Genomic DNA, 16,615 nt, shown 5'->3' on the forward strand with positions numbered 1-16,615 from the left:
ATGCGGGCGAGGAAGTCGCGGCGGACGCGAGGAGCCGGGGTCGCGAGGAGCCGGGGTCAGGCGATGCCGCCGTTGGCGAAGAGGACCTGCCCGTTGACCCAGCGGGCCGGGCCGGCCAGGAAGGCGACCGCTTCGGCGATGTCCTGCGGGGTGCCCAGGCGTTCGAGCGGGGCCGCCTCGGCGAGGCGCTCGATCGTCTCCTCGTCCTTGCCGTCGAGGAACAGCGGCGTGGCGGTCGGGCCGGGGGCCACCGCGTTGACGGTGATGTCCTTGCCGCGCAACTCCCGGGCGAGCACGGGCGTCATGGCCTCGACCGCACCCTTGCTGGCCACGTAGGCGCCGTAGGTCGGGAAGCCCAGCCGGGTGACGGAGGTGGAGAAGTTGATGATCGCACCGCCCGGGCGCACCCGTCGGGCCGCCTGCTGGGAGACCACGAACGTGCCGCGGACGTTGGTCCGGTACGTCCGGTCCAGGTCGTCCAGGTCCAGCGTGGCGATGGGGGACAGCCGCATGATGCCCGCGGTGTTCACGACGACGTCGACGCCGCCGAACTCCTCCTCGACGGCGGCGAAGGCCGCGGAGACGGCGCGTTCGTCGGCGACGTCGCCGCTCACCGACACGGCCCTGCCGCCGGCCCGGTTCACCGCGGTGACCGTCTCGTCGGCCCTGGTCTTGTTGCCCGCGTAGTGGACGCCGACCGCGAGGCCGTCCCTGGCCAGCCGTTCGACGACCGCCCGCCCGATGCCGCCCGAGCCACCGGTGACGAGGGCGACGCGTGCGGTGCCGCTGTCCAAGTCGCTGTTCATGTCCGTTCCTTCGGTTGTCGAGGGCGCCGTCGACGGGTGAATAGCGTCGATAATTCGATCTCGTTATCGACGATACAGCGGCTGGGGGTCGTTTCACAGGGAGGCGTGAGTCAATCGCCCCATGGCATCCAGGGGACTGCGTACGGGCCGGACCGGACGGGCGCCCGCCCGTCGAAGCGACTTACGGACGGCCCCGCGCGGCGGGCCGCGCCGCATCGCCGCCGCGGGGCTGGTCGCTGCGCTGGCCACCGGGGCGTGGGCACCGGTGCTCGAAGACCCGGCCGCCGCGGCCACCCTTCCTGACGTCACCTGCACCACCGCGGACCTCGCCCTCGGTTACGGCCTCCTCGTCGACATCGCCGCCGCGCTCGGCGCGCACGAGTCCACCGCGGCCGTCTTCGTCGAGGACCGCTCCAACGGCACGCGCTGCGAGGTGCGGGCGGACCGGGCGTACGACTCGGCCAGCGTCGTCAAAGTCGTCGTACTCGGCACGCTGCTGCGCGAGGCCGAGCGGCAGGGGCGCCGACTCACGGACCGCGAAGCCGCCCTCGCGCGCGCCATGGTCACCCGCTCCGACAACGCGGCCACGGACGCCCTGTGGCGGCAGTTGGGCGCCGGACGGATCGCGGCGTTCTGCGCCGCGGCCGGGATGGCGGACACCGTGCCCGGTCGCGCCGGCCACTGGGGGCTGACCCGGATCACCGCCCGAGACACGGGCGCGCTGCTGAGGCTGCTGACCACCGCCAACCCGGTCCTGGGCGACGCGTCCCGTACCCACGCCCTGCGCCTGCTGCGCGAAGTGGTCCCCGCGCAGCGCTGGGGCACTCCGGCGGGCGCCCCGGCCACCGCGACCGTGCACGTCAAGAACGGGTGGCTGCCGCGGGCCAGCCACGGGTGGCGGGTGCACAGCGCCGGCGCGTTCACCGACGGCGGCCGGGACTACACCGTGACCGTGCTCACCGAGGACAACGCGACGATGGCGGACGGCGTCGCCACCGTCGAAGCGGTCGCCCGCGCGCTGCACCGCCGCCTGTGACCGCCCGGGGAGCGGAGAGCTGCGGCCGGGGGCCGGAGGGTCGGATGGCCGGAAGTCGATACGATCATGGTCATGACGGCACTGGAACCGACCATCCTCGCGACCTCCGGCGGCCACCGGATCGGCGGCCGAACCAGAGTGCTGTTCGACTCCCTCGTGCATCACGCGGTGGACCTCTCGGGCGTGCACGGCCGGCGCCCGCGCGTCCTGTACGTCGGCACCGCCATCGGGGACGCCGAGCACTTCACCACCCGGATGACGGAGGCCGCGCGGGTGGCCGGGTTCGACCTCACGCCCCTGCACCTGTTCCCCATGCCCAACCTCGAAGACGTCGAAGGCACCGTGCTCGACCAGGACGTGGTCTGGGTGATGGGGGGCTCGGTGGTCAACCTGCTCGCGGTGTGGCGGGCGCACGGCCTCGACCGCATCATGCACCGCGCCTGGCAGTCCGGCGTCGTGCTCAGCGGCGTCAGCGCGGGCTCCCTGTGCTGGTACGAGGGGGGCGCGACGGACTCCTTCGGGCCCGAGTTGCGCCCGATCACGAACGGGCTCGGCTTCCTGCCGTACGGCAACGGCGTGCACTACGACTCGGACGAGGGCCGACGCCCCCTGATCCACCGGCTCGTGGCGGACGGCACCGTACCCACCGCGCACTGCACGGACGACGGCGTCGGCCTGGTCTACCGCGGCACCGAGTTGGTGGAGGCGGTGGCGGAAGTCCCGGGCGCGAGCGCCTACGTCGTCACGCGCGACCCGGACGGAGCCGGGGTGACGGAGCAGCGGATCGAGCCGCGCCGGCTCGCCCCCTCGCCCCGGGGGTGACGGCATCCGCCGCCCGCTCGACCGTGTGCGTCCCGCGGTGACTCAGCCGACCAGGATCACCCGGCGTCCGCGCGTGTGACCGGCCCGGCTGTCGACGTGAGCCGCCGCGGCCTCGTCGAGCGCGTACGACTTCTCCACCGGGATGCGCAGCTTCCCCCGCGCGATGAGGTCGGCGGCCTCGGCGAGCGCTGCCGGCAGGCTCCCGGCCGTGCCGGAGAACCGCACGCCGAACTCCGGCGCGCCCAGGTCGGCGATGGAGACCACCTTCTGCGGATCGCCGGTCAGTTCGACGAGTTCGCGGATCACGCCGGAGCCGGCGAGGTCCAGGGCCGCGTCGACGCGGCCGAGTTGCCGCACTCGCTCCACCCAGCCTTCGCCGTACGTCGTGGCGAGGGCGCCGAGGCCGGACACGTACTCCTGGTTCGCGGCCCCGGCCGTGCCGATCACCGCGATGCCGCGGTGGCGGGCGATCTGGAGCACCGCCGACCCCACTCCGCCCGCCGCGCCGCTGACCAGCAGCGTCTGCCCGGGCGCCACGCCGACCTGGTCGATGACGCGCAGTGCGGTCTCCACCACCGAGGGGTATCCGGCCGCCTCCGCGAACGTCAGGCCGTCCGGCATCCCGGCCCAGGCCGACAGCACGGCGAACTCGGCGTACGTGCTTGAGCCTTCGCCGAACACGTGGTCGCCGACCGCGACTCCTTCGACGCCCGCGCCGACCTCGTCCACCACCCCGGCGGCGTCCAGCCCCACCCCCGCAGGCAGTTCGATCGGACGGGCCGCCTGGAACTGGCCCTCGCGGATCCGCCAGTCGACGGGGTTCACACCCGCGGCCCGCACGGCGATCCGTATCCGGCCGGGGCCGGCGTGGGGCACCTCGGCGTCGACGAGTCGCAGCACTTCCGGGCCGCCGAACTCGGCGAAGCTCACCTTCTTCATGGTCTCCATGCCGCGACGGTAGCACTAACGGTTAGTGTTTTGTATCTGTTCCATGTTCGTGGCTGATAGCGTGAGCGCATGACCGCGCAGCCCGGACGTCGCGAGCGCAAGAAGGCCGCGACCCGCCAGAAGATCGCCGACGCCGCGCTGCGGCTCTTCCTGGAGCAGGGGTACGACGCGGTCGGCATCCGCGACGTGGCTGCGGAGGCCGACGTCGCCGTCACCACGCTCTTCTCCCACTTCGCCGCGAAGGAGGCACTGGTCTTCGAGCGGGCCGAGGACTTCGAACAGCGCCTGGTCGCGGCGGTCAGCGACCGCGCGCCGGACGAACCGCTCGTCCCCGCGCTGCGCCGTGAGATCCACGCCCAGGTCCGCCACTGCACGGCGGACGGCGCCGCCCCGATCTGGCACTTGATCGACGCGACGCCCGCCCTGCGGGAGTACGAGGAGTCGATGCGGCTGCGCCACGCGGACGCGCTCGCCGCGGCCGTCGCCGCCGACCTCCACCTACCGCCGACCTCGACGGCCTGCCGGGCGATCGCGAGGTTCGCGATCGACGCCTACTCGCTGGCCCGCGAGGCGTCCGATCCGCAGGCCGCGGTGGACGAGGTCTTCCAGATGATCGACGCGGCCTGGAGCGCGGCCCACCCCTCCTGACCGGGGCGCCCGCGCCCGGAACGACCACGGGACGGCCCGGGGAACTGGAGGGTGTGAAGCACAGTTCTTGCGCCCGGCCCGTCCGAGCGCGGTCACCGGCCCTCGTCCGTGGCCTCCTTCATGGTCTTCACCGCGAGGTCGACCGTTCGCTTCCCATCGCCGCGAAGGCGGTGGACGACGATCCAGTTCCCGTCCGCACGCGCCCCGGCGAAGACCGACGAGTCCCGGGTGGCGCCGTCGTGGAACACGGACGTCGACGTCCTGACCCAACTCGGCGCGGGCTCGCCCAACGCGCGGTCGACCGCGAGGCCCACCAGCACGCGCGCGGTCGTGCGCGGCGTCGCCCACAGGCCGCCGGCCGGGAGCATGGGGCCCGACAAGGTCCACGTGCTCCGCGGCCGGCCGAAGCCGAAGACGCCCCGGCGGACCAGGCGCCGGTGCTCGGGGGGATGCGCGGTCATCGCCCCCGGCTCCAGACCCAACGGGACCAGGACGTGCCGGTCCACCAGTTGCTGGTACGGGGTGTCCGCGGCGGTGACGAGGGCGAGGCCCAGGACGCAGTACCCGAGGTTGGAGTAGCTGACCGACCCGGGCGGCCGCGCCGTCACCCGGTCGAGGGTCCGCACCACTTCGCGCAGGGACCGATCGGTGAACGAGGCATAGGGATCGCGGAACTTCGGCGTGAGGTTCGGCGGGAGTCGCGGCAACCCCGAGGTGTGCTCCACGAGGTGGCGCAGGGTGATCCCCGTACCCCCGGGCGCTTCCGGTAGCCAGCGTTCCAGCGGATCGTCCAGGGCCAGGACGCCCGCCTTCGCCAACTGCGCCACAACGGTGCCCGTGATGACCTTGGACAGCGAGCCCACTTCCACGAAGCGGTCCGGATCGTGGCCGTGCGCGGTCAGGTAGGTATCCCCGGACCGCCGAGGACGCACGTCGGCGTGCGCACGTTCGCTCACTGCTCCTTGCGAAGTCGGGAGCGGGCCGGGGGGACCCGGTCGATCAGGTCGGTGAGGGCGGTCGTGTCGAGGTAGGCGTGCGCCCGTACGACCTGGTTGCGGCGGAAGGCCAGCACCCAGCAGTACTCGTTGTGGTACGGCAAGCCGTCGAGCGCGGTGGCGTCGCCCGCGAAGCGGGTGATCACCGTGTCCCCGTCCGCCCACAGGTGGTGCGGCGTCATGACGAGGTGGGTGGCCAGCCGGGTCGTGACCGGTGCGGAGCCCTCGTCGAGGAACGCCTGCTTGCCGTGGTAGGTCCGGCCGTTGACGATGGACCAGACGACGTCCGGGTGCAGCACGTCGAAGAAGCTCCCGCCGCCGTTCTGCCGGGCGAACGCCCGCCGCACCAGGGCCTTGTTCCCGCGCTCCCGACCGGATTCCGGCCCGGCGTCCGGGGTGGTGTCGCGGTGCGGAGCGGCCTGCGCGGGGCTTCCCAGGAGCGTCGCCGTGCCGCTCGCGGCGGCGAGGGCGACGAACGCGCGTCGGCTGTGTCGGTTCATGGGGGGTTCTCCTCGGTCCTCGGTGGCTGTGGGTCCTCGGTGGCTGCGATCGACCTCCGTCGTGCTGTGCACTGATGATCCAACAGCGGCCGACGACCCACCAGGACGCGCTGCCCCCGGGACCGTCACACCCCGGGACACGACTCGGCGCCGGTCAGAGGTCCAGTTCGAGGGTCTCCAGCCAGGTGGTCAACTGCGCGCGCCCTGAAGGGGCGCGCTTGCAGTTGGAGCACCAGTGGTGTCCGCCGCGTGGGGCCGGCTGACGACAGCCCAGACGTGTTCGGCGCGGGCCGCGATGTTGCGGGCCGCGTTGTGGTCCGCGTGCGCAACGACGCCGCATGACCGGCAGGCGAAGAGTTCCTGCGCGGGACGGTTGGCCTTCTCTGATCATGTTGAACTGCACCATGAACTCAAGGCCGGTGCAGCATGAACGGCACGAAACGGGTGAGGGCGAGGTAGGCCACCTCCCGGATCCTGCGCTGTGCCGCGCTCTCGCCGGGGAGCGCGGCGACCAGGTCCGCCGGATTCGATCCGGCCGGCATCGCGTCGGTGCAGTCGTCGACGAGCTGCTGGATGTCCGGCCGCATCTCCTTGATGCGCTTCAAGGTGAACCCACCGGTCACCGCGCGGCGGAAGCTCCCCGGCTGCCCGTCGACCTGGCAGGGGAAGCTCTGCTGCTGCCGGTCGGGGCTGAACCGTTCGTCGGTGAGCATGGTGTGCACGTCGCCGTGGCTCAGGACCGGGCGGCCGCCTCGCCGCGGCCCTGCCACGGGCGGGCGGGCACCAGCAGCGCCAGCCCCGCGAGGACGCCGCAGCCCAGCACCACGACGGCCGTCGACACGGCGGTGGTGTCGCCCAGCGCGCCGGGCAGCGGAGCGGCCGCGGCGCCGATCACGAACTGGGAGCCGCCGAGCATGCCGGACGCGGCGCCGGGGGAGTCGCTGCCGACCTCAAGGATGATGGTGGTCGCCGCCGGCAGCAGCAGCCCGAACCCGGTGGTCAGGCCGAACAGGCACACCCAGGTGGTCGCGACGGTGTCGACGCCGACGGCGAGCAGGGCGACGAGGACGGCCGGGGACACCACGGTGACGGCCACGCCGACGGAGAGCAGCAGATGGAGCCGCACCCGTCCGGCCAGCCGGGCGAAGACCGTCCCGGCCGCCACGGTGCCGACCGCGTTCGTCGCGAACACCAGGCTGTACTGCGTCGGAGACAGCCCGTACCCGTCCTCGAAGACGAACGGCGAGCCGGTGATGTACGCGAACAGGGCGCCCAACCCCAGGCCCATGACGAGGAGGTAGCCGACCATCTCGCGGCGCTTGAGCAGACCGGCCATCGCGGTGAGCGCGGAGCGCAGCCCACCGGTGCGGCGCCGTTCGACCGGCAGCGACTCGGGGACCCACGCCCACACCGAGAGCATCAGCAGCAGCCCGGTCGCGGCCAGCGCCACGAACACCAGCCGCCACGAGCCGACGTCGAGGATGAGCCCGCCGGCCACCGGCGCCAGGATCGGCGCGGTCGAACCGATCACGCTGAGGGCGGTGAGCTGGCGGGCGGCGTGGGCGACGGTGAAGCAGTCGCTGACCACGGCCCGCCCGATGACGATGCCCGCGCTGCCGGCGGCCCCCTGTAGCAGCCGCGCCGCGTCGAACACCGCGATGTTCGGCGCCACGGCACAGACCAGCGAGAACACGCTGAACAGCCCGCAGCCGGCCAGCAGCAGCCGGCGCCGGCCCAGCGCGTCGCTGACCGGGCCGAGGACGATCTGTCCGAGGGCGAGCCCGATGAGGCAGGCCGTCAGGGAGAGTTGGACGGACGTCTTCGACGTGGCGAACGAGTCGACGATCTCGGGGAAGCCGGGCGCGTACATGTCGATGGCGAACGGCGACACCGCCGAGAGCCCGCCGAGGACGACGATCATGCGCACCGCGCCGGTCTGAGCAGCCGCGGTGCTGGTGCTGGCGGTCATCGGTCTCCATCCGTGCTGCCGTGCGTCCTGCCGTGGGGGCAGCCGTGGACGGGAGTGCGCCGGGGCTTGCCACCGCGCTGCGACCCCCATGATCAGCGCCGTCAGCACGCGGTGGTGTGGAGCGGAGGACCGAGGAGTGTGGAGGGCGGTGCGCTCTCGACGCGCGGTCGGCAGGGTCGCGTACCGACAGGCGGTCACCTGTGGATCGACAGGGGGGCGATGGCACACCGGCAGGAGGACGGCCGAGCGGCTGCGATCCACAGCTGGTGGGCGATCCCCGCGTTGGACCGGCCCTCCGCCATCAACGCCAGCACCTCCCGCTCCCGTGCGCTGAGCGCGTCGAGCTGATCCTCCCGGCGCCGCACCGACACCAACTCCCGCACCAACGCCGGGTCGATCCCGAACCGCCCCGGGCGATCCGCTCCGGCGCGTCGACGAACTCCGCCACGTCGGCCACCCGGCACTTCAGCAGATATCCGACAGGTCCGGCCGGTGCAGCCGCACCGGGTCCGACAGCCCCGCGGAGTCCCCGGCCTGCCCCAACACCACGTGCCCGGACCGGTCGAGCAGACTGGCCAGCCGCTCGCGCAGCAGGACGTCGTCATCGGCCGGCACCACCCTGACTTCTGCCAAGGTCGGCACCGTCGACCACGTGGGGCGGGCGCGGCCGTCCACGGGATGACCGTCGTCGAGCGGCCCGCGGCGTCCACCGGCCCCGGGGGCGCCAGCGGATCGCCCCCCTTCGGCGATGCGGTCCGCGATTTGACGGTACGACAGGCAACCGAGCGTGCCGAATCGCCATGTAACTCGATGTCGGCACGTGCGTGTTTGCTGGTCACGGCAGCAGCGCAGCGTGCCGGGCCGATGGACAGCACCATGCGCAACGAGGCGCACCCCCATGCCCGCTCCGCTCATTCCCGAGGTTCTTGTGCACACCCACCCGCCCGGACCGGCCCGGCAGGGCTCCCCGGACCCCGCCGCTCCCGACAGCGACCGGGGGCGTTCATGACCGCCCCGACGCCAGGCGGCGGCCCCCTCTTCCTCGCCCTGCCCATGCCGGACCAGAAGTCCTCGTTCATCCTCAGCGGCATGGCCCTCGCGGTGGTCGTGTTCATCTGGTGGCTGGTGCGGGCGATCCGACGGCAGGGCGGCTTCAAGCCCGCCTGCCGCCGGCTGGCCTGGGAAGCGGGGATGACCCGACGGGCCTTCACCCAGCCCTTCCGGGACCGCGGCGTGCACCGCCGCAGGGTGCGCGCGCTGAGTTCCTTCCTCGCCGACCCGGGCGCGCCCGCCGTGGTGGACCGCGCGTTTCTCGGCGCGGAACGGGTCGCGGGGGAGGGCTGCCACGCCCCGGTGGTCGCCCTGAGCGCCGACCGGCGGCGGGTCGCGGTCGTGGTGGCGGGCCGTAGCCCCCGACCGGCCGCGCCCCCCTGGCGCGGGGCCGGTGCCGAACCGGGCGACTGGAGTTGGACGGCCGACGCTGCGGACCTCGGGCCCGACGCGGAACTGCCGCCCGCCCGCCGCACGCTGCCGCTCGTCCTCGGCGTCGACCGGCTGAGCGGCGGGACCGTGGTCGCCGACTGGACGTGCGGCCCGCCCGCGGTGAGCCTGGAGGGCGACAGCCGGGTGGTGCGCGCCGTCCTCCAGGCGCTCGCGGCACAGCTCGACCTGCTCCCCGGCGGACCGGCGGTGGAGGTGACCCGGGGCGTCCACGCGCGCTTCCCCGGCCGGGAACTCGACGCGGTTCTCGACGAGTTGGAGACCGCCGCGGCGTACGAAGCCCCCGGTACGCACCCCGGGCCGTCGGCGGTTGTGGTCTGCTGGACGCCGACGGTCGACCAGCGGGAGCGGCTGGCGGGCCTCTGCGCCGGTGGGCGGGTCCTCGCCCTCGTCGGCGGGCGGCTGGCCGGCGACTGCTGGAGCCTGCACGCCGAACCCGGCGGTCGGCTGCTCGGGCCCGGTCTCGGCGTCGACGTGGAGTCCGCCGCGTTGAGCACGGCCGTGAGCAGCGGGATCAAACGGTTCCGGCGCCGCGCCACCGGCTGGTGGACGCCCCGCCCGGAGCAGGTAGACCCCGGCGACGGCGACGGCGACGGCGACAGCGGTGACAGCGGTGACAGCGGTGACAGCGGTGACGGCGGTGGCGGGTCCCGGGACGGCTCGTACGGGACGGAGTACGGGACCGAGAACGAGACCTTGCACGAGCCCTTGCACGAGATGTCGTACGAGCCCGACCCGGCCGCATCCGTGCCGCCCGAGCCGCAACCCGAGCCCGAGCCGCAGCCCGCGCCCGAACCCGCGCCGTACGTGGAGCCTGAGCCGTACGTGGAGCCTGAGCCGCCGTCCGCCGAAGTGGTCGCCGCACCGAGCGCGTACGGTGCCGACTTCGCCGAGCCCGACACCGCGCAGACGCCGATTCCCGCACCGGCCGCCCCCGTCAACCGGCCGGAGCCACCGCCGGAGCCACAACCGGACCCGACCCTGGATCTGGATCTGGACCTGGACCTGGACCTGGCACCGGAGCCGGGCGGCGAGTCACCCGCCACCCGCCCCGCCACCGGCGTATCCGCCGCCTCCCGTACGCATCCGGAACGGACACCCGAACACCCGTGAGACTCTTCGTCAGCCTCAACCACCACGCACCCGGCGCCCCCGCCAGCCCGGCCCGGGAACTCGTCCTCGACGCGCCCGGCGCCACCACCGTCGCCACCCTCGCCGCCCGGCTCGCCGCCGCCGACGGAACCGAGCCGACACCCGGCACCGACGACGGCCCCGCGCTCTACCTCGGCGACCGGCCGCTGCCCGCCGACCGCACCCTGTCCGCCGCCGGCATCCGCGACGGCGTACGCCTCGGCCTCGGCGGCCCCGCCGAGAGCGGGCCCACCGCCTACGGCGCCCCGCGCGGCGAACTCCCGCCGCCCTCCCGCACCCCCGACGGCGAACGCCTGCCCCGCGCCCCGCGCGTGGAGCTCCAACTCGTCGGCGGCCGCGGCGCCGGGCGCGTCTGGCCGCTCGCCCCGGGCACCCACGGCATCGGGCCGCAACCCGGCAGCTCCGTGCCGCTCGAAGGCCGCGACGTGCCGTCGACCGGGGTGCGGATCACCGTACGGCCCGACGGCACCGTCCTGCTGCACACCGGAGAGCAGCAGGCGCACGCCGTGCTGTCGTTGCCGCAGCCGCCCCCCGACCGGCCGCGCGCCGACGCCGTACCGCTGCCGCCGGAGCCGCCCGGCGAACTGCCCGACCCGGACGCCGACACCGCCGAACCGCTGCCGCCCGGCTGGCGGGAGTGGCCGCTCGGCGGCGAACTCGCCCTCGGCGAGTTCCTGCTCCGGGTCGCCGAACCGACCGAGGCGGACGCCGCGGTCGCCGTCTCCGCCGACGGCGCGCACCTGGACTTCAACCGGCCGCCGCGGATCGTTCCGCCGCTGTTGCCGGACCGCTTCGTGCTGCCCGCGCCGCCCGCCCCGCCGACCCACCGCCCGATCCCGCTGATGATGATGCTGGCGCCGCTCGTCCTCGGCGTCTGCATGGTGTTCTTCCTCCAGTCGTACTTCTTCCTGGTCTTCGCGATCTTCAGCCCGATCCTCGCCGTCGCCAACCACTTCAGCAGCAAGCGCAGCGGATACCAGGACTACCTGGAGGGCGTCGCCAGCTACCGGGCCAGGCGGACCTCGCTGGAGGCCGACGTACGGGCCAAGGTCGACCGCGAACGCCGGCTGCGCACCGAAGGCGGGCCCGACCCGGCCACCGCCGGGCTCTGGGCCGTCGGCCCCGGCGCCAGGCTCTGGGAGCGCCAGCGCGCCCACCCCGACCACCTGCACCTGCGCGTCGGCACCGTGCGGCAGCCCTCCCTGCTGACCGTCGAGGACGCCGCCCGCGAGGAGAACCACCGCTCCGTCAACTGGGACATCCCCGACATGCCGATGAGCGTGGACCTCGTCGGCGACGGCGTCCTCGGCATCGCCGGCGAGCGCGACGCCACCGCCGCGCTCGCCCGCTGGACCGTCGCCCAGGCCGCGATCCTGCACAGCCCGCGCGACGTGCGCATCACCGTCCTCACCGATGCGGCCGGCGCGCCCGGTTGGGAGTGGGTCCGCTGGCTGCCGCACGCCCGCCCGGGCCACGGCGGCGTCGGCGCGGCACCCGCCGGCGGTCCGGCCGTCACCCTCGGGAACGACCCCGAGACCGTCGCCAACCGGGTCACCGAACTCGTCTCCACCGTCCGGGCCCGGGTCCGCGCCCGCGGCTCCGCGATGAGCGGCGCCCTGCTCGCCGAGCCCGACCTGCTCGTCGTCCTCGACGGGGCGCGTCGGCTGCGCGACGTCCCCGGCATGGTCCAGGTCCTCAAGGAGGGGCCGGCCGTGCGGGTGTTCCTGGTCTGCGTCGACCTGGAGGAGCGGATGCTCCCCGAGGAGTGCGTCTCCGTCTGCTCGGTCGGCGCCCGGGAACTGACCCTGCGCCGCACCGGCCGGGCCGAAGTCACCACCGCCCGCCCCGACCTGGTCGACACCGACTGGTGCGAGCGGATCGCCCGCGCCCTCGCGCCCGTGCGCGACGTCACCCCGGACGGCTCCGACGGCCTGCCGGACAAGGTCGGCCTGCTCCGACTGCTCGGCCTCGAACCCCCGCAGGGCGACGAACTTGTCCGCCGCTGGGCGCAGCGCCCGGCGACCACCGGCATGCTGCTCGGCTCCGGCTACACCGGACCCGTCAGCTTCGACCTGGTCAAGGACGGGCCGCACGCCCTGATCGCCGGCACCACCGGCGCCGGCAAGTCCGAACTGCTCCAGACCATGGTGGCCACCCTCGCCGCCGCCAACCGCCCCGACGAGATGACCTTCGTCCTCGTCGACTACAAGGGCGGCAGCGCGTTCAAGGACTGCGTCCACCTGCCGCACACCCTCGGCATGGTCACCGACCTCGACAGCCACCTCGTGGAGCGCGCCCTCACCTCGCTGGGCGCCGAACTGACCCGGCGCGAACACGTGCTCGCCGCGGTCGGCGCCAAGGACCACCCCGAGTACCGGGCCATGCGGCGGCGCGACCCCGCGCTCGCCCCGCTGCCCCGACTGCTGCTGGTGATCGACGAGTTCGCCACCCTCGCCCGCGACGTCCAGGAGTTCGTTCCCGGACTGGTCTCCATCGCCCAGCGCGGGCGCTCCCTCGGCATCCACCTGGTCCTCGCCACCCAGCGGCCCGCCGGCGTGGTCACCGCGGACATCCGGGCCAACACCAACCTGCGGATCGCGTTGCGCGTCACCGATGCCGGCGACAGCCAGGACGTCCTGGAGGTCAACGACGCCGTCACCATCTCCGCCGACACCCCCGGCCGGGCGCTCGCCCGGATCGGACACCGCTCCGTGCTCCCCTTCCAGACCGCCTTCGCCGGCGCGCTACGGGCGGCCGAACCGTCCGACGACCCGACGGAGCCGGCAGCCGACGAGGAAGGTCCGGCGCAGCGGCGGGAGGTCAGCTCCGCCGAGATCTGGACCACCGACGTCAGTTGGTCCTCGCTCGGGCGCAGCGCACCCGAACCCGGCCTCGACCACGCCGGCGACGACGAGGCCGACCTCCTCGACGACCCGCTGGCCCCCACGGACCTCACCGCACTCGTCGACGCCGTCCGCGAGGCGGCCGACGCCCTCGGCATCGAGCGGCAGCCGAGCCCCTGGCTGCCGGCGCTGCCGCACCGGATCGCCCTGGAGGACCTGCCCGAACGTCCCGACCTGCCGGGCGGACTGCTCGCACCCGTCCCCTGGGCCCTGGCCGACCTGCCGAGCGCGCAACGACAGGAACCCGTCGAGGTCGACCTCGCCGACTTCGGCCACCTCTACGTACTCGGCACCCCCCGCTCCGGCCGCTCCCAGGTGCTGCGCACCATCGCCGGCGCCCTCGCCCGTCGGCACTCCACGGCCGACGTGCACCTGTACGGCATCGACGCGGCCGGCGGCGCCCTCGCCGCGCTCCAACCGCTGCCGCACTGCGGGGCCGTGGTGCCCCGCGCCGACCTGGAGCGCCTCAACCGGCTCCTGACCCGGCTGATGGCCGAGATGGCGAGCCGGCAGGAACTCCTCACCGCGCACGGCGCAGCCGGACTCACCGAACTGCGCTCCCTGCTGCGGCCCGCGGAACGCCCGCCGCACGTCCTCCTGCTCATCGACGGCTGGGACTCGCTCGTCGCCCTCCTCGGCGACCACGACGGCGGACGCCCCGTGCAGGAACTCACCGCACTCATCCGCGAGGGCGCGCCCATGGGCATCCACGTCGTGGCCACCTCGGAACGCGCCCTGCTCACCGGCAAGGCCGCGGCCCTCAACGACGAGCGGGTGCTGCTGCGGCTGAGCGACCGCACCGAGTACACGCTCGCCGGTGTGCCGGCCAAGCAGGTCCCCGACGTCGTACCGCCCGGCCGTGGCTGGCGCGGCGGCGGCGTCGAACTCCAGGTCGCGCTGCTGGGCCGGCCCGGCACCGGCGGGCACGCCGCCGGCCGCGAACAGGCCGAGGCGCTCAAGGCGATCGGCGAGCGGGCGGCCCACCGCGACCGCGACGTCCCGGCCGCCCGGCGCCCCGCCAAGGTGCTCACCCTGCCCCGGGAGGTCTCCTTCACCGACGCGTACGACAAGGTGCCCGACGCACTGCGCCGACCGCTGTGGGGCCTGCTCGGCATCGGCGGCGACGATCTCGACCCGCTGGGCGTGGACTTCGCCGCCGACGCCCCGTCCTTCCTGATCAGCGGCCCGCCCGGGACCGGCCGCTCCACCGCGCTGGCGTCGCTCGCGGTCTCCCTGCTCGCCGGGGGCACCCGGGTCGTCGTCCTCACCCCGCGCGAGTCCCCGCTCCGGGCGCTCGGCCGGCACCCCCAGGTGAGCCTGGTGGAGCACCCCGACCCCGCGGAGGAGGAGGTGCGGGCCGCGCTCGAAGCCGCCGCCGGCCCCACCGTGGTGGTCATCGACGACGCCGACCTGATCGCCCAACTGCCCGCCTGCGACCAGGTGCTGCGGGAGATCGCCGCCACCGGCCGGGACCGCGGCCACGGTCTGGTCGCCGCCGCCACCCCGGAGACGATGACCTCCGCCGGCATCGGCTGGCTGGGCCAGGCCCGCAGGGTCCGCAAGGGCCTGCTGCTGGCGCCGCAGAGCCCGAGCGAGGGCGACCTGCTGGGCCTGCGGCTCCCGTACGACCTGCTGCGGTCGCGTCCCGTACCGGGGCGCGGGTTGACGGTCGACCCGGTGACCGGGGCGCTGGTGTCGATCCTGGTGCCGGAGACGACGCTGCACGGCGGCGAGTGACCGCACTGCCCCGCACGCGAAGGTGCCCCCGGTCATCGGCGACCGGGGGCACCTTCGCGGGTGCGGGGGCGGATCAGCCGCCGGAGCCCTTGGCGATCGAGGCGTCCATCTCCTGCACGGCGATCTTGATCTTCTCGAACTGACCGGCGAACGTGGTGATGCCGGCGATCGCGGTGGTGAGCGACGTCGTCAGCTTGTCGTACGACAGCTTCATCGCCGGGCTGCTCTTCTGCATGAAGAGGCCGTTGTCCAAGAGGCCCTCCACGGACGTCTTGGTGTTCGTCAACATCGGCACGATGTCCTTGACGGCCTGGTCCATCACCTTCGAGACGCGTTCGATCTCGGCGTAGTTGATGCTGACGTTGCCTGCGGGCACGGTGGCTCCTCGTCTGGTTGCACTGAACTGGAACTGAACTGAAAGGGGTCATCGGGTGGTTCGGCCGGTCGGCCGGAGACCGGGTCCGGCCGGGGGTCACGGTCCCCGTACGGGCCCACCGCCCCTGGCCCGTACGGGGTCAGGGCGCAAGCCGCCAGCCCGTGTCGCCGGACGCGTCGTCACTGACCCACTTCTCCTTGCGGCCGTCCGGCGTCTCGACGGTCTTGGTCCCGCTGCCGTCCGCCTTGACCTCGACCGTCGTGGTCGTCTCCCGGCCCTGGCCGTCCACGGTCGCCTCGATGGTGCCGGTCACGGTCCGCACCTCGCCGTCCTCGTCGGGGCCGGTCGTGGTGTACGTCGTCTTCGAGTTCCGCTCCCCGGTCAGCGGGTTGTACACGGACGTGGTGGTGCCGGAGGTGGTGGTCTTCGAGTCGTCCTTGCCCGTGGTGGTGCTGCTGAACTCGTTGACCGTGGTCTTGGCGTCCGGCCCGTTCTGCGTCGTCGTGGTGGTGCCGTTGGACTCCGTGACGTTGCCGTGCACGTCGGTGGAGTGCGAGGTGTACGAGCCGTCCGGCCGGTAGGTCGTGGTCTCCGTGCTGGTCAGCCCGCTCGCCGTGGTGACGGTCGTGGTGATCGACTGCGGTTTGCCGTCCGGACCGTAGGTGTACGTCGTGGTGGTGGAGTTGCCGGCGCCGTCGGTGCTGGTCCAGGTGCTCGGCCGCTCGCCGGGGTCCTTCGGGGCGTCCGGGTCGTTGGGGTCGACCTTCCCCTCGCGGACCAACTGCTGCCAGTTGTCGTAGATCGCCTTCTGGCCGGCCCAGTGGTCCGCGGCGATCGCGGCGGCCTGCTTGTTGGCGTCGGCGGCCAGCCGGAAGTCCCAGTTCGCCCACCGCTTCGCCACCCCCTCGTACAGCTCCTGGAGCTTCTCCAACTTCTCCTCGGACCGCTTGAACGCACTGCCCCAGCGCAGGTAGTAGCCGCGCAGCGCGATCCGCGCCGTGGGGGAGCCGATGTCGTGGTCCGCGAGGTCGGGCGCCTTGGTGCGGGCGTCGGAGACCTGCGCCTTCAACGAGCCGGCCTTCTTGGCCACCTCGTTGAGGAGCTCGTAGTCCACCGCGATGTCGGGCACAGGCATTCCTCGCAAGCCGCTCAAGATCCGTCGCCCCGACAGATGCCAGTCCACCGCGTTCCGTTCACTCGAAGTCGGCACGTCTTCGCCTTCG

Annotated in this window: 15 protein-coding genes and 1 pseudogene; 5 read left to right on the top strand and 11 right to left on the bottom strand. The window is 73.7% G+C overall.

The features are described from left to right. Nucleotides 1–56 precede the first annotated feature (56 nt). Nucleotides 57–806, bottom strand: a complete 750-nt coding sequence (locus ACH4E8_RS19060) for an SDR family oxidoreductase (protein ID WP_398449609.1) — start codon at nucleotides 804–806, stop codon at nucleotides 57–59. Between the two features lie 121 nt (nucleotides 807–927). On the opposite strand from ACH4E8_RS19060, the gene ACH4E8_RS19065 reads away from it, so the two are divergent. Both ACH4E8_RS19065 and ACH4E8_RS19070 read left to right on the top strand, forming a co-directional pair. Next, on the top strand, nucleotides 928–1,842 hold the full coding sequence (locus tag ACH4E8_RS19065) for a serine hydrolase (RefSeq protein ID WP_398449611.1): 915 nt from the start codon (nucleotides 928–930) through the stop codon (nucleotides 1,840–1,842). Nucleotides 1,843–1,914: 72 nt separating this feature from the next. Next, on the top strand, nucleotides 1,915–2,664 hold the full coding sequence (locus ACH4E8_RS19070) for a Type 1 glutamine amidotransferase-like domain-containing protein (protein WP_398449613.1): 750 nt from the start codon (nucleotides 1,915–1,917) through the stop codon (nucleotides 2,662–2,664). Between the two features lie 42 nt (nucleotides 2,665–2,706). Here ACH4E8_RS19070 and ACH4E8_RS19075 read toward each other — a convergent pair whose 3' ends face one another. Further along, nucleotides 2,707–3,603, bottom strand: a complete 897-nt coding sequence (locus tag ACH4E8_RS19075) for an NADP-dependent oxidoreductase (protein ID WP_398449760.1) — start codon at nucleotides 3,601–3,603, stop codon at nucleotides 2,707–2,709. Nucleotides 3,604–3,681: 78 nt separating this feature from the next. Here ACH4E8_RS19075 and ACH4E8_RS19080 point away from each other — a divergent pair, with 78 nt between their 5' ends. Next, the gene (locus ACH4E8_RS19080; RefSeq protein ID WP_398449615.1) at nucleotides 3,682–4,260 is read left to right on the top strand and encodes a TetR/AcrR family transcriptional regulator; all 579 of its coding nucleotides are present in this window, start codon (nucleotides 3,682–3,684) and stop codon (nucleotides 4,258–4,260) included. Nucleotides 4,261–4,352: 92 nt separating this feature from the next. On the opposite strand, the gene ACH4E8_RS19085 is transcribed toward ACH4E8_RS19080, so the two are convergent. The 7 genes and pseudogenes from ACH4E8_RS19085 to ACH4E8_RS19115 all read right to left on the bottom strand — a co-directional run bounded on the left by ACH4E8_RS19085 (nucleotide 4,353) and on the right by ACH4E8_RS19115 (nucleotide 8,357). Next, nucleotides 4,353–5,216, bottom strand: coding sequence for a serine hydrolase domain-containing protein (locus tag ACH4E8_RS19085; RefSeq protein ID WP_398449617.1), 864 nt, complete (start codon nucleotides 5,214–5,216; stop codon nucleotides 4,353–4,355). Continuing rightward, a complete protein-coding gene (locus ACH4E8_RS19090; RefSeq protein WP_398449618.1) occupies nucleotides 5,213–5,755 on the bottom strand; it encodes a nuclear transport factor 2 family protein in 543 nt (180 codons plus the stop codon). The genes ACH4E8_RS19085 and ACH4E8_RS19090 overlap by 4 nt, the downstream gene beginning before the upstream one ends. A 189-nt stretch (nucleotides 5,756–5,944) precedes the next feature. Then, a pseudogene (locus tag ACH4E8_RS19095) lies at nucleotides 5,945–6,115 on the bottom strand (zinc ribbon domain-containing protein); the annotation flags it as partial. A gap of 50 nt (nucleotides 6,116–6,165) precedes the next feature. Then, the gene (locus tag ACH4E8_RS19100; protein ID WP_398449620.1) at nucleotides 6,166–6,477 is read right to left on the bottom strand and encodes a hypothetical protein; all 312 of its coding nucleotides are present in this window, start codon (nucleotides 6,475–6,477) and stop codon (nucleotides 6,166–6,168) included. Between the two features lie 11 nt (nucleotides 6,478–6,488). Continuing rightward, a complete protein-coding gene (locus ACH4E8_RS19105) occupies nucleotides 6,489–7,724 on the bottom strand; it encodes a multidrug effflux MFS transporter (RefSeq protein ID WP_398449622.1) in 1,236 nt (411 codons plus the stop codon). 194 nt (nucleotides 7,725–7,918) lie between these two features. After that, complete coding sequence (locus ACH4E8_RS19110) at nucleotides 7,919–8,026, bottom strand: hypothetical protein (RefSeq protein WP_398449762.1); 108 nt, start codon at nucleotides 8,024–8,026, stop codon at nucleotides 7,919–7,921. Between the two features lie 163 nt (nucleotides 8,027–8,189). Continuing rightward, nucleotides 8,190–8,357, bottom strand: coding sequence for a hypothetical protein (locus tag ACH4E8_RS19115; protein WP_398449624.1), 168 nt, complete (start codon nucleotides 8,355–8,357; stop codon nucleotides 8,190–8,192). A 372-nt stretch (nucleotides 8,358–8,729) separates the two neighbouring features. Between ACH4E8_RS19115 and ACH4E8_RS19120 the strand changes: the two genes are divergently transcribed. Both ACH4E8_RS19120 and ACH4E8_RS19125 read left to right on the top strand, forming a co-directional pair. Continuing rightward, nucleotides 8,730–10,337: a hypothetical protein gene (locus ACH4E8_RS19120; RefSeq protein ID WP_398449626.1), complete on the top strand. Its 1,608-nt coding sequence runs from the start codon at nucleotides 8,730–8,732 to the stop codon at nucleotides 10,335–10,337. Continuing rightward, a complete protein-coding gene (locus ACH4E8_RS19125; protein ID WP_398449628.1) occupies nucleotides 10,334–15,016 on the top strand; it encodes an FtsK/SpoIIIE domain-containing protein in 4,683 nt (1,560 codons plus the stop codon). The genes ACH4E8_RS19120 and ACH4E8_RS19125 overlap by 4 nt, the downstream gene beginning before the upstream one ends. Nucleotides 15,017–15,089: 73 nt before the next feature. Here the strand turns inward: ACH4E8_RS19125 and ACH4E8_RS19130 are convergent, their stop codons facing one another. After that, on the bottom strand, nucleotides 15,090–15,392 hold the full coding sequence (locus tag ACH4E8_RS19130) for a hypothetical protein (RefSeq protein ID WP_398449630.1): 303 nt from the start codon (nucleotides 15,390–15,392) through the stop codon (nucleotides 15,090–15,092). A 139-nt stretch (nucleotides 15,393–15,531) separates the two neighbouring features. Beyond that, nucleotides 15,532–16,527, bottom strand: coding sequence for a hypothetical protein (locus ACH4E8_RS19135; protein ID WP_398449764.1), 996 nt, complete (start codon nucleotides 16,525–16,527; stop codon nucleotides 15,532–15,534). Nucleotides 16,528–16,615: the final 88 nt, after the last annotated feature.

It is taken from the genome of Streptomyces sp. NPDC017979, assembly GCF_044328175.1.
Taxonomy (GTDB): Bacteria; Actinomycetota; Actinomycetes; order Streptomycetales; family Streptomycetaceae; genus Streptomyces.